Source organism: Rhodococcus sp. 05-2254-6 (genome assembly GCF_002258565.1).
Classification (GTDB): Bacteria; Actinomycetota; Actinomycetes; order Mycobacteriales; family Mycobacteriaceae; genus Rhodococcoides.
Genome location: NZ_NOZF01000155.1, coordinates 38,020 through 51,448, shown reverse-complemented (window position 1 = coordinate 51,448; position 13,429 = coordinate 38,020). Strand labels below are relative to the sequence as shown.

General features: G+C 61.4%; 9 protein-coding genes. 4 read left to right on the top strand and 5 right to left on the bottom strand.

Features of this window, described 5'->3' with window-relative positions:
* Positions 1 to 54: 54 nt before the first annotated feature.
* Both CH256_RS21670 and CH256_RS21660 read right to left on the bottom strand, forming a co-directional pair.
* Entirely contained in the window at positions 55 to 1,290 is a 1,236-nt protein-coding gene (locus CH256_RS21670; protein WP_256989509.1) for an MFS transporter, read from the bottom strand.
* Between the two features lie 767 nt (positions 1,291 to 2,057).
* Positions 2,058 to 3,143, bottom strand: coding sequence for a PQQ-dependent sugar dehydrogenase (locus CH256_RS21660; protein WP_082323560.1), 1,086 nt, complete (start codon positions 3,141 to 3,143; stop codon positions 2,058 to 2,060).
* A 592-nt stretch (positions 3,144 to 3,735) separates the two neighbouring features.
* On the opposite strand from CH256_RS21660, the gene CH256_RS21655 reads away from it, so the two are divergent.
* The 3 genes from CH256_RS21655 (at position 3,736) to CH256_RS21645 (ending at position 7,879) form a co-directional block, all read left to right on the top strand.
* A complete protein-coding gene (locus CH256_RS21655; protein ID WP_037189118.1) occupies positions 3,736 to 3,939 on the top strand; it encodes a hypothetical protein in 204 nt (67 codons plus the stop codon).
* A gap of 213 nt (positions 3,940 to 4,152) precedes the next feature.
* A complete protein-coding gene (locus CH256_RS21650; RefSeq protein WP_094670545.1) occupies positions 4,153 to 5,178 on the top strand; it encodes a zinc-dependent alcohol dehydrogenase family protein in 1,026 nt (341 codons plus the stop codon).
* A 604-nt stretch (positions 5,179 to 5,782) separates the two neighbouring features.
* On the top strand, positions 5,783 to 7,879 hold the full coding sequence (locus CH256_RS21645; protein WP_176460808.1) for a transglycosylase domain-containing protein: 2,097 nt from the start codon (positions 5,783 to 5,785) through the stop codon (positions 7,877 to 7,879).
* A gap of 738 nt (positions 7,880 to 8,617) precedes the next feature.
* On the opposite strand, the gene CH256_RS21635 is transcribed toward CH256_RS21645, so the two are convergent.
* On the bottom strand, positions 8,618 to 9,559 hold the full coding sequence (locus CH256_RS21635) for a GlxA family transcriptional regulator (protein ID WP_037189121.1): 942 nt from the start codon (positions 9,557 to 9,559) through the stop codon (positions 8,618 to 8,620).
* A gap of 108 nt (positions 9,560 to 9,667) precedes the next feature.
* Between CH256_RS21635 and CH256_RS21630 the strand changes: the two genes are divergently transcribed.
* Positions 9,668 to 9,979 carry a putative quinol monooxygenase gene (locus CH256_RS21630; RefSeq protein ID WP_037189122.1) on the top strand — a complete coding sequence of 104 codons (312 nt, stop codon included), beginning with the start codon at positions 9,668 to 9,670 and terminating at the stop codon, positions 9,977 to 9,979.
* 989 nt (positions 9,980 to 10,968) lie between these two features.
* On the opposite strand, the gene CH256_RS21625 is transcribed toward CH256_RS21630, so the two are convergent.
* Positions 10,969 to 12,078: a GGDEF domain-containing protein gene (locus CH256_RS21625; protein WP_037189124.1), complete on the bottom strand. Its 1,110-nt coding sequence runs from the start codon at positions 12,076 to 12,078 to the stop codon at positions 10,969 to 10,971.
* A gap of 619 nt (positions 12,079 to 12,697) precedes the next feature.
* A complete protein-coding gene (locus tag CH256_RS21620; RefSeq protein ID WP_037189125.1) occupies positions 12,698 to 13,339 on the bottom strand; it encodes an NAD(P)H-binding protein in 642 nt (213 codons plus the stop codon).
* Positions 13,340 to 13,429 lie beyond the last annotated feature (90 nt).

Sequence of the window (13,429 nt, the reverse complement as noted above, 5' to 3'; positions counted from 1 at the left end):
GTGCTCACCGTTCCAAACGACCGTGGCACCGCGATGCGTTGACGACGGGATCGGTCAGCACACCGGCACCTCGTCACGGGTCACCGACTGCTTCGATGCAGACGCACCATGGATACCCCGACGTGCCCGGTCCATGATCACGAGTGTCGCCAGCGGAGCGAGGAGTAGCACCGCGAACAGTGCACCTACGACAGGAATCGCGGCGGGTCCGTATCCGCTGATCGCCTGTGCGGTTACCCATGTGCCGACCGCGGTTCCGAGGTTGAACATCGATGTGCACAGTGAGGTGGCCAGAGTCGGCGCGCCCTCTGCGAATCGGACCGCCATCGACATGAGCACGGGGTTCGTGCCCAGACCGGCCATCCCGGCTAGTGCGAGAAGGGCGATCGATGGCGCAGCGAACGACGAGAAGACGCTCAGCAACCCGAGTGCGATCACGACTATGACGCCACCGGTCAGCGCGGTTGCATAGGGCGCGCGGTCTGCGAACCGACCGCTGTAGAGCGTGCCGGTGACGGCACCCACGCCGAAGACGGCGAGACCCACGGGAAGAAGTCCGGCGGACAGGCCGGAGCGTTCTGTGAGTAGGGGCGCGATGAACGAGTAGGTGGACATGACGGCAGTCGAGATCAGCACGCATGCTGTCATGACCACCCAGAGTCGCGCGGTGGCGATCGATGCGAGTTGTGACCGCAGAGGGATGACCGTCGACGACGAACGACCACCGGGAACGAAGCGGGCAATCGGCACTGATGCGAGGACGGCAAGTACCGCGAGGATCCAGAACGGACCGCGCCAACCCACCAGCTGGCCGGCGACAGAGCCAAGGGGCACGCCGATCACCGTCGCGAGAATGCCGCCACTGAGGACCAGGCCGATGGCGCGCGCACTGGCGTCCGGACCCGCAACGCGGGACGCGACAGATGCAGCGATCGACCAGAATGCGCCCGTTGCGAGCGCGGTCACGAAGCGGGCCACGAGGACGATGGAGAGGTCGTCTGTGAGTGCAACCACGATGTGTCCGGCGGAGTAGACGGCGAGCGCGAGCAGAAGAGTCGTCCGTTCGGGCATCTTGAGTACCGCCACCGCGATCAACGGGGTGGCGATCATGCCAATCGCGAACGCAGTGACCAGCAGTCCGGCTTCGGAGATGCCGATTGCGAGGTCGGAGGCGATATCGGGCAGGAGTCCGGCAACGACGAATTCCGACGTGCCCATGAGGAACGTACCCATTGCGAGGACGTAGACGAGGAACGGCAAGGACTTTCGTTTATTGGTGGAAATAGACACAGCTGAATTCTCTCGGATGGGGTCGTATAGGTGTCGAGTTCGGACCAGGCGCGGGCGAGATCTGCGTCGGGTCCTGGGGTGGCGATACCGACTTGCCCCCTAGGACAGGAATGCCTTGACCTGGTCCGTCTTCGACACTATTTGCTACGAAGCATCCGTGGAAGGCACGGACAGGGAACCCCATCAGGATCGATCGGGAAATGGAGTATGGCACGGTTGTGGCAGAAATGCCCGAAATTCGAGTACGCCTCATGCGTTCGCGATCGTGGGCGTGCCAAAGCTATTCGCACTAAAGGGTTTTGACCGAACGAGGGTGGTATTCTCGACGATCTATCGCTCATTGGCGGGAGGTAGGGTCTGCCAAAATCGTTGTGCGGCTGCTCGCTCGAATGAAGCTTAAGTGACACAGATCTCGATGTCAGGATTCAGTGACATCGATTGCATTCGGGAACAACTTAGGTGAGCCGCGACTGATAGCGGCCGGGACGGGAGTGGTTGGCACTACACCACATTCCAACGGTCGCCGTCATCCGAACTATCGAGCTACACGGTCATTTCAACTACCGCACGCGTCCAGGTAAGTCAGCACCCCCAGCAGAACTATCAGCACGACAAAGAGCACAACGGTGGGCATCTGAGGGTCGGGTCCGGGTATTTGACCGCGCCGGGTTTCGTTGTCCATGTTTTGTCCTTTGTCGACGTTTGCGGACCGACGCACTTCCTCTTCCCAACCGCTGCGAAGCTGCGGCATCGGCGCGCATTTCACGTCATCGGATGCTGAAGCGGAGAAGCCTGTCGTCGCCGGCGTTTGGGTTACCGCGCCCATCGGTGTTGTTGGTCAGTATCAACAGTGAGCCGTCCGGGGCGACGGTGACGTCTCGCAGCCGCCCGTATGTTCCAACGAGTCGATCGACTACCGAGGCGGGGTCGTCGAGATCCACCTCGATCATGCGTTCGCCCCTGAGATTCGCCATGAACAGGGTGGAACCATCGATAGCGATGCCACTCGGACTGGCCTCACTCGTGGCCCATTGGTGGATCGGATCGACGAAGCCCTCGGTATCCCCGATGCCTTCGATCTGTGGCCAGCCGTAGTTGCTTCCGGGCTCGATGCGGTTCAGTTCGTCCCACGTGTTGGCACCGAACTCGCTTGCGTACAGCACGCCATTTGCGTCCCATGCGATGCCTTGAGGGTTGCGGTGACCGTAGCTGTACACGAATGAGTCCGGGTAGGGATTGTCCGGTGGTACAGCCCCTTCGGGGGTGATTCTCAGGATCTTGCCGGCAAGCGACGAGAGATCTTGGGCCCGGTCACGTTGTCCGGCGTCCCCGGTTGTGGCATACAACATCCCGTCCGGCCCGAAAGCCAACCGGCCGCCGTCGTGATAGCTAGCGGCCGGGATGCCGTCGAGCACAGTGGTTCGTTCACCCAGGGCGAGGGAGCCGGGTGCGCCGAGGACGTCAAATCGGTCGATGCGATTTCCATCTGCGGCCGTCGAATATGTGTAAAGGTCACGTTCGCGGACTGCGAGCCCCAAGAGCCCGGCTTCGCCCGCAGGGGCCACATCAACTGTTCCCGCAGTGCTGCGGTTGCCGTCTGCGCCGAGCTCGATGATCTGTCCGGTGTCGCGCTCGCTGATCAGCATGCTGTTCTCGAAAAATGCTATCGCCCAGGGTGCATCCAAGCCATCGGTCACGACTGAGGCACTGGAGGTCGACGGCAGGTGTAACTCGACGGGCCCCGCGGGCCCCTGAGGTGTCGACTCGTCGTCGGACGACGATGCACATGACGAAAGTGTGACGGTGATGATGGACGCGGCGACGCAGGCTGCGGCGCGGTACGTGGTTCTCATCGGATGCTTGTGGTTGCGGTCGAGCCAGACGTCGGCGTTGTTTGTTGCACAGTTCGGAGTGGGTCGGTCAGGGGAGCCGAAATGGAGTGTCCGGCACCCTCGTGCATTGCTCTGGGAGACGTATCAAGATTCGAACCAACTGTTGCGCTGAATAATTCGCCTTGCACCATTGTGTTGCTCCTGTGGGTAGATCGCGTTGGAGGCGAGCACTGCGAACGAAAGCCGCTGTCGACCGAACTGTCGGGCGGTGCCAGAACCAGGTCCGGCTTCTGTCGCCCACTGGTCTCGTACCGAACCCGTTCTTGCCTGCATCGTCTACGGCCCGTGAGCAGATCTCGTGAGGCATGGCTCGACAGTAAGTGACAATTGGGGCAATTAGGATGCCCTGCTGGTACACCCATATCGGGGGGGGGGGGATTCCACCCGCGGGCGTAGGACAGCTGATCATCTTGTTGCGTGACTCTGCCGCTGCAACCGGAAAGTCATCCTCCCTGCCGCGCCTTCTTGCCACAAAGTGTGCGGTCGAACGAGGACGTGAAGCTTTTCTCAGAATTTCGTTCAACCTATCGTGCTTTGCTTCTCGATCTGTCGGATGTCGCAACATCAGGCAGATTGCGGGCGCAGGCTTCGCGACCATCCGATTGCCGGCAACAGTGGCATTGCCGAGCAACCGGACCCTGCGTCGTCCAACGTGTCGTCGACGACCTGGTTGTCCACCATTCACGATGGGACCGGCGATCGCGTCGAGAATCAGCAGTTCGCTTTCCGTGACCAATTCGAGATGGAAGTCGAGTGAACGTTGCTCGTTCCACACGACTTTGACCACAAAGGCGACACCCCGCCATTGTGGTCGGACACACGAAGAGCCGGTTGCCCAAGAGGTGCCCTGCCAGGGCCTCCCGCATTCCTTCGCGACCGGGTTTGATCAGACGAAGAACACGGCTCAGACTCAGCTCTCTTAGCAGGGCCTCGCCGTGACCAGCTACAAACGAACTGAGGAGTAATCATCATGCGTAGTGTGACAATGTACGCAGCCGGCGATGTTCGCGTCGAAGACCGCGAGAAGCCGACGATTGTCGAGCCCACCGACGCGGTTATCCGTGTCACAGCTACTTGCATCTGTGGTTCGGATCTTTGGCCCTACCGTGGCTCGGAGCCGTTGTACGTGACTCCTCAACCGATGGGCCACGAATACGTCGGTGTTGTCGAGGAGATCGGCGCATCCGTCGAACATGTGAAGGTCGGCGACTACGTCGTCGGATCCTTCGTCGCCTCGGACAACACCTGCGAGATATGTCAGGCCGGCTATCAGTCACGCTGTGTGCACAACGTCATGATGGGTGCGATCGGCACGCAGGCGGAGTACGCACGCATTCCGTTGGCTGACGGAACTCTTGTCGCGACTCCGTCTCATCCGGACGCAGACCTCGTACCGTCCCTATTGGCTGCTTCGGACGTTTTGGGCACGGGGTGGTACGCGGCTGTGGCGGCGGAAGCTGGCCCGGGGAAGACCGTAGCTGTTGTCGGCGACGGCGCAGTCGGTCTGTCCGCGATTTTGGCAGCCAAGCAACTAGGGTCCGAGCGAATCATCGCATTCAGTCGTCACGCAGATCGCCAGAGACTGGCCGTAGAGTTCGGTGCAACCGATATTATCGAAGAACGCGGAAAAGACGGCGCGGCCAAAGTAAAAGAACTTACCGGCGGTTACGGTGCGCATGGAACTGTCGAAGCAGTCGGCACACAGGAGTCCATGTGGCAGGCGATCGACGCCACACGGCCGGGCGGGTTCGTCGGCTATGTCGGTGTTTCGCATGGAGTCACACTCGAAGGGCTCGGTCTTTTCTTGTCGAGTGTCCATCTTCATGGTGGGCCGGCACCTGTTCGACGGTTCCTTCCCGAGTTGATCGACTTGATTTGGAGTCGAAAGATCAACCCGGGCAAAGTTTTCGATTTGACGCTTACCCTAGAGCAGGCGGCTGAGGGATACCGGGCCATGGATGAGCGTCGCGCTACGAAAGTTTTGCTTACCCTATAGACGGGGAGGCTGATATCCATCCGAAAGCGGAGTTGTGTTGAACTTCTGGCACGGCTGTCGCATCGATGAGGATACAGTGAAGTTCTTCCGGGAAGCATTCCCTTCCGTCTGCCACAATCGACGTGCAAGCCCCCGGTCCGATTTCTCTTTAATCAGTTGGTTTCGACCCGGACTATCGGCAAAGACAGTCGCTTCGCAATGTTATTCCGACCGCCATGGACGCACGGGCTTTACATGGTCAATAAGGGGGACGCCCTCCGGCAACACAGACGGCCCGCGTAGCGTTCCAAAATTCAGATTTATGAAGCGCTGTCCGCTCAAATCCAAACTCCGTTCCGCTTTCTTGCGCCGCCGGTGTCACTCTGATAGCTGTCACACTTGGTGTCGAGTTCGTCCGGTGACTCGGTGCGCCCCGGAACCTCTCGGCCAGACGTAGCTTCGTCCGGCTTCGTTCCAACCCAGAACCCGATCGACATGCCCGCACAACCACTGTGCGGCAACAACTGCGTGTCACACGCTTTTTGACAATGACATCCGGTCCACTCGAGGCAAGAGCGCCCTCGAACAACCTTCGTGCATTTGATTGACAGGAACGAAGAACGACATGAGCAGACGAAAGACCTTGGTGAAGCTCGGCGGCTGCTGTGTCGTCGCTGGGCTGGCTGTGGCAGGACTGATGTTTCCGCTTGTGGGCGGTGCTGGATACGTGTCCTCGCGCGCACTCGACTCGTCTGATACGACTGCCGAGATGGTCGTGAACGGATCGGTGCCGGCAGTGTCGACGATGACCGATGCAGATGGCAACCCCATCGCGTGGTTGTACGATCAGCGTCGGTTCGAGGTGACAAGTAACCAGATCTCCAACGAGATGAAGCTCGCCATCGTGTCGGTGGAGGATCGCAGGTTTGGCGAGCACCGGGGTGTCGACTGGCAGGGCACGCTTCGCGCGGCGGTGACGAACACGACCAGTGGCGAAGTGCAGCAGGGTGCGTCGACGCTCGTTCAGCAATACGTCAAGAACTATCAGCTTCATGTGCTCGCCCGAACCGACGCCGAACGACGCGCGGCAATCGAGACGACGCCGTCCCGCAAGATCAGAGAGATTCGGACTGCGCTGGATCTGGACCGACGGCTGAGTAAGGACGAGATTCTGACTCGCTATCTGAACTTGGTTCCGTTCGGCAATTCGTCGTTCGGCATTCAGGACGCTGCACGGACCTATTTCGGTGTCGAGGCGAGCGCACTCGATATCACGCAGTCGGCCATGCTTGCGGGAATGGTGCAATCCAGCTCGGCACTCAATCCGTATACGAACGAGGCCGGAGTCATTGCGCGTCGAAATGTGGTTCTCGACACGATGATCGAAACAATCCCCGACCGCATGAATGAATTCCGGGCAGCGCAGCTCGAGCCACTCGGAGTACTCCCTGAGCCTCGGACACTCGAACGCGGATGCATAGCTGCGGGTGACCGAGGTTTCTTCTGCGACTACGCGTTGGACTACCTCGAGGATGCCGGGATCAGTCGGACGGATATAGCCAACGGCGGGTATCTTATTCGCACAACACTCGATCCTGAGGTCCAGGACTCGGTAAAGGCCGGGGTAGTGGCAAATACCAGTCCGAGCGCGAATGGGGCGGCGTCGGTGATGAACGTGATCGAACCGGGTCGGGACGATCGGCGGGTTCTCGCCATGGCCAGTAGTCGTACTTACGGACTGGACAGCGCATCGGATGAAACTGTGCAGCCACAACCCTATTCCTTGGTGGGTCACGGCGGGGGATCGATGTTCAAAATTTTCACAGCGGCCGCCGGGCTGGAAGAGGGGCTCGGGATCCGGTCGTTGCTGAACAATCCTCCACGAGTCGAGATGGAAGGCCTCGGAAACGGAGGTGCCCGGGGGTGCCCGCCCTCGACATATTGTGTGGAGAACGCGGCACCCACTTCGCCGCGTCTCAGTCTGACAGATGCTTTGGCACAGTCGCCGAACACTGCTTTCGTAGACCTCATTTCACGGGTCGGTGTCACCCCAACCGTCGACATAGCGGTTCGTCTCGGTCTCCGGTCGTACGACGAGCCGGGGTCGTCCGGAGGTGAGCAAAGCATGGCGGATTTCCAGAAGGACCAGAATCTCGGATCCTTCACCCTCGGACCGGCGTGGATCAATCCGCTCGAAATGGCAAATGTCGGTGCGACTTTGGCCTCCGGTGGAGCGTGGTGCGCACCGAATCCGATCGATGCTCTGTACGACCGCGACGGGGTGCCTGTTCCTATCCCTCGAGATGCGTGTGAGCAGGTCGTCGATCCAGGCTTGGCGGACACGCTGGCCGTGGCGATGAGCAGGGACGATCAACCGGGAGGTACGGCGGCGGCCGCCGCGGATGCGGTGGGATGGACACTGCCGATGTCAGGTAAGACGGGAACGACGGAGTCGAACATGTCTTCCGGATTCCTCGGATTTACGAACCGTTTCGCTGGGGCCGTTTACACCTACGGTGATTCCCCGAATCCAGGGCAGCTCTGTTCGTATCCGGTTCGGACGTGCCAATCCGGAAATCTGTTCGGCGGCAACGAACCTGCTCGGACCTGGTTTCAGGCCATGGACCGAGTTGTTCCCGAGTTCGCGTCGGTGTCTTTGCCTACTTCCGACGTTAGATACGTCGACGGCACGGCGCGGTGGCAGAACCGTCTGGCCGAATAGTTGTCGTCGGTCTCTGCCGCCAAGTGTTGTGCCGTTCCCTCGTTGTGGCGGACAGTTTGGTTCCGTTGATTCCGTTTCGCATGGACTGACGAATCGGGAACAATGGGGGACTTCCCCGACCTCGTTGTGGTTACCACCTCCGATCAAATCGATCATCGTAGCGATGTCCTCGGAGGCCGACGCTCGGTCGAAGTGGCCCCTGCGGCATCGGGTTAAGTTCTGCTGACAGTTCGTAAATCCAGGTCCTAGGCCAGGAGCTCAGCGCTGATGCCGGGGTGCCCTGACAGGGTCTTCCACCTCTGCAGCTGGTGGGCTTTCGGGCAAATTGTGAAGCGGGCATTGACGGCTCTTCCCAGATGAGGGTGTAGGTCGGCCGGGCGCGTCGGTCCGCAGGTAGACGTCGAGGTCTCCCGACGATGGAGGTTCCTACGCCATCCATCCGAAAGGCCTCGACGTGACCGACGCTACCCCGCCGGCCGGCTTCGGCCGCCCTGACCTGACCGCCTTCGCGTCTCATCCCAATCGACCCTGATCGAGTCTGCTGACCCCCTCGACGAGAACGCAGCGACATCACAGCCACCCAACCCCGACCGTCCGGGAAGCCGGGACACGTCACATGGCCTGTGCTGCGGGCGTGTCGAGTGGGTCGTCCAGGGGCGACGCAGGAGCGTCGACGCGACGTGCTGAGAGGTGGTTCCAGTCGAGCACTAGGACACCGGCTACAGGCATGGCGATAGGTCAGGAACGGCGTCGCTCCCTACGCAGGAGGGAGCGCAGAGTCTCGGCGTTCGCGTAGCCGACCCGTAGCGCGATCTCGGCGGAGGTGAGGTCCGTGGTTGCTGAGAGGTGCCGAGCTCGTTCGATGCGAAGCCGTTGGACGAAGCCGAGCGGAGTGAGGTTGAGCGCCGCACGGACTCGTCGTTCGAGGGTGCGCCGGCTGGTGCCGAGCGACTGCGCGACGGAGGCGACGTTGAACGGTTCGTCCAGGCGGGCGCGCACGAAGCGTTCGAACTCGACGACGATCGGGTCCTCGTGCCGGAGATGTTCGTAGGCGACGAAGGCCGCCTGCGACGGACGCTCGTCGATGATGAGGAGCTTGGCGACATGTTGGGCCAGGTCGGGGCTGATCGATCGCACGAGTGAGAGCGCGAGGTCGATGTGGGCGAACGCGGCGCCGGCGGTGACGAGGTTCCCGTCGACCACGACCATGGTGTCGAGATCGAGGGTGACGGTCGGATAGCGCTTCAGGAACTCCGGCCCCAGGAACCAGCTGGTCGTCGCCCGCCGATGATGCATCCGTCCGGTCTCGGCGACAGCGAACACGCCGGTGCACGCCGCGGCGATCCGGGTGGTCGCGTCGTCGAGGCGCCCGAGCGAGGCGATGACCGAACGAGCATCTCGGCTCTGGAGGGCGTCGTTGGTAGCGGCGGCCGTGAGGGTTCCAAGCGCAGGGACGACGACCACGTCGAACTCTGCGGACTCCGACAGCGGGTGGTCCACCGACAGGGTCATCGATGCCGTCGTGGTCACTCTCCGTTTCGGTCCGAGTATGGCGAGTTCGATCGGGTCGATCCGCGGGTCGACATCGCCGCGGGCTCCGTCGGCCACCCGCACGATGTCGATGACCGACGCGACAGCCGAACCGAAGCAGCCGTCGATCGCGATCAGTCCGATACGCATGGCGCGAACAATAGCAATACTGCCGTATACGCCACTTCTCACATGCCCTTGCTCGTCATACGCTGAACTCGCTTCACCAAGAAACCTCGACACCTAGGAGAACCCCTCATGTCCACACCCGCATCACTTCCGTATGCCTTCGTCGCCAAGATCGTCGCGGCCGATGGACAGCAGGACGCGCTCGCCGATCTGCTCGCCGGCGCTGTCGCGCTCGCCAACGAAGAAGTAGGAACGATTGTCTGGTTCGCGGTCAGGACCCACGCCGACACCTTCTGGATCTTCGATGCATTCCCCGACGAGGCCGCTCGCGACGCCCACGCCAACGGCGCCATCGTCGCAGCCCTGATGGCCAACCAGCACCTCCTCGGCGCAGCACCCGAGATCCTGGCGGCCGACGTCCTCGCGTCCAAGCTCCCGTAGTCCGCCAACGCACGAGACGATCGCGCCCCGCCGAGCCGTCGCCAGGTCGCGACGCAACGCCACGCTGCGTTGCCGAGCGGTGCGAGGCCTATCGGCACACGGACAGGATGCCGGCCGCGAGCGCTCAGCCGGCGAGGGTTCCGTCGCAGAGGAGAGCGACGTCGGTGTCGGGCAGAGCCGTGGGGCCAGCGCATCGCGCGACCACCAGAACCGAACCGCCCCTGCCCTGCGTTTCCGCAGGTCAGGGGCTGTTCGCCGGAGCCGCCTGTCGGAATCGAACCGACGACCTAATCACGTCGGCTTTGCGTCTATCGCTTGATGCGCCCACTGGGCGAACGAGCCGCTGACCTGCGCAAACGCCGAGCGTGGGGGACGCCGCCATCCGGTGGTGACCGACGACGACCGACCAGTACCGACCGTTTCACCGGCGCTTGCGGCGGCGTCGAAGCCGAGCAAGCTCCATTCCTTTAGCTCACCGCGCCCTCCTCCTCGCCGGTCCCGTCGTCGTCGAAGACGTTTCATTGACGAGGTCACCGCGCAAACTGCGGAACTGGAGAGCTTGATTGCGCTTGTCCGGCGGGCAGATCGGCCGAGAGTTCGCAACCACCACTTCTCTGCGATAGGGGGTTGGACTTTGTCAACGCACCTCAGCGGAACACACTGGTGTGCACTGTCGAAGATCGGGTCTGGCAACTTTCACCGAGCGCGATCACAGCGAAGCTCGCAATAACCAGGCTGAAGTCGGGTGGCGGACCCTGGCCATCGGATCGAACCGTCATACTCGGCAGACGTAGAAGAGCTCGTCGACGGCCTGCGGTTAGGTCATTTTGGTTCAAGAACCCCGCGCCATTTGCCGAGCAAGCCAGCGTTGCGACGTACAGATGCGGCCTGGCATCCCTCTTCCCAAAAGGTAGACGGGTTGGGTGGATCGACCGAATCGCATTGCGCTTCGTCACTCGGCAAGTAATCGTTCAGGCGGGCACCGTTGGCTAGTCAGCCGGGTCGCATTTAGGGTGGAGCAGCGCGTTTTTCCTGGCCTTTTTCGCACGGTACATCTCGGCGTCGGCAGTTCTGAGCAGAAGCAGTATTTCCTGTTCAGAGCTATCGGTGCGTACCTCGCTGATCGCCGACCCCACGCTGACAGTTACACCAGAAATTATCTGAGCGCTGGTCAGCGCTGTCACCAGGTCTGCGACTCGACGTTCGGCTTTGCCCAGATCTGCGATCGTCACGCACGCGAACTCGTCACCGCCGAGGCGGGCGACCACCCATTCCTTCACCATCGATGCGCGTAGATGTTCGGCCAGATCCAGTAATACCGCGTCGCCGGTGTGGTGACCGAAATTATCGTTTACGCCCTTCATGCCGTCGACGTCTATGACCACTGCACAGATCGCCATCTGTCGGTTTGTCGACGTTGTGATGATGATCGCTTCGATCGCAGCGAACAGCCCTCGACGATTCCTCAGGCCAGTCAAGGGGTCCACCAAGGAATCGCGCGCTCGGGACCGAAGTTCGCCGACGTACACTATGAGAACCAACGGTGCTGAGAACATCAGCAGCATGGTCAGCGTATGCGCCACAACCACCCACCAGCTAGCTGCATCGTTCAGTGCAGCCCTAACCGCGATGATGCCCAGAACGACTACCGAAGACGCTATGTGAGTCCAGCAAGCCATTGGCGAAACAGCAATGACTGCGAACGTGGTGACTACTGCGAACAGAACCGTCCCACCAATTGCCGTCAATAAGTCCTGTTTCAGGAGTAGGCAGACTGTAATAGTTATGTCGGCGTAGATGACGAATGCAACTAATGTTTTGGGGCTGGGCCAAGAACCGACGAACCACCGCGCGGCAATTGGGAGTGTCGTGAGGCTGATCAGGACCACCACGGGGACGCCGAGGCCTGTGTACTCCTCCGATGGTGCGCTGACGAACCCGATAATTCCGATGATGAGCGTCGCGACACCTGCAAGGTACTGTGTCAGCTTCGCCCGCCCCGCGGGGAGTTCGTCGAGGCCTAGCCGACCGACAGGTCGATCTGAAGTTAGTGCCCACGACCGTAGTGATGCCGTGAAGCGGGCAAGTACGGCGATCATGAGAACCTCTGGTCGAGAATGCGAGCCCCCGCAAGCTGTGCAACGACAACCTAGCAGAATCGCACCTTTCGCATCTGTAAACACATATGTTGACAGATTGCGCCGTTAAAAACAGCTCGAATGGCAGGCGTCGATCCTTTTGGTGCTCGGTGCTATGTCCGGATGCATTGGAGCGGTACAACGTCGCATGCTCGTTCCGCTACCTCTGCCACCACCCGCGCCTATACTGCCGGACACGAGTGCACCTGTGTCGCTGGTGGAGACCAAGCCGCCGTGAATCTGAGCACCGTCAACCTGGTCGGTCTCGCACACCGCCGCTGCAATTGCGAAGCGTTGAACGAAGTCCTCGATTTCGGCACCGGTCAGCTCGTGCGGCGGTAGTCGCTCCGGGAAATTCCGACGACACCAAGCTGAGTGCGCCCGGTGTGTGTGCCGACGTCGATTGGATTAAACTGGCGTCCAGGGTGATTCAGCTATACCCAGGTCGATACCCCGCCGTCCTGGGTAGTCTTCGACCACTGCGTCATTGCCTCGAGGTCGCCGAGCGCCATAGATCACCACATTGCCGGGCTCGGCGAGCTGTGTGCGACACGAAATGATCGAAGCCGAGCAAGAGGAGTCAGCGGTACGCCGCCGGCCTGTCCCCGTCGGTGTCCGGCTGCGTAATTCCCAGATTCTCGCCGACGTGGGAATCGGGGTCGGCGACGATGCCCGCGATGAAGTTCCCGAGGCTCGCGCGAGAGGTCTCGGTGCCCTTGTAGGGTTCGCCTTTCCGTGTGAGTTCCACATCCGTCACCGTCTCGTCCGTCAGCCAGACCGGGCGGAGGATGGTGTGGGCCAGCGATGACTGCTCGACGACATCCGCGGACTTCCGGTTCCTGGGGCGGGTCGCCCCGGCGCGCTGGTAGTCCCAGGTGTTGAAGGGCTCCGGCAGCTCGTCGTAGATGCCTCCCGCGTTGATAGTGACGATTCGTCGAACGCCGGCCTCCTCCGCAGCGTCGACCACTGCGGCCGTGGTGGTATCAAGGTCTTCGCCGCCGAGGGCGACGATCACGATGTCCTGGTCGATCATCGCCGCACGGAGCGCGTCCCGGTCGTGTGCGTCACCTTCCACCAGCGTCATGGTGTCCGTCGCGATGCCGTCGAGGCGATGCGGCCGGCGCAGGAACAGCGTGAGGGCAACGTCTTTCTGCTGGGCCAGGCGAGAGATGATCTCTCGTGCAGACCGGCCGTTCGCTCCGATGATGACGACGTTCTTCATGGGTTACTCCTTCTGAACGGGCGAAGTCGATGCGTGACTGGCAAGCCACACCACGGGCCAGGTCACACTCGGGACGGCCGGCGGATACGG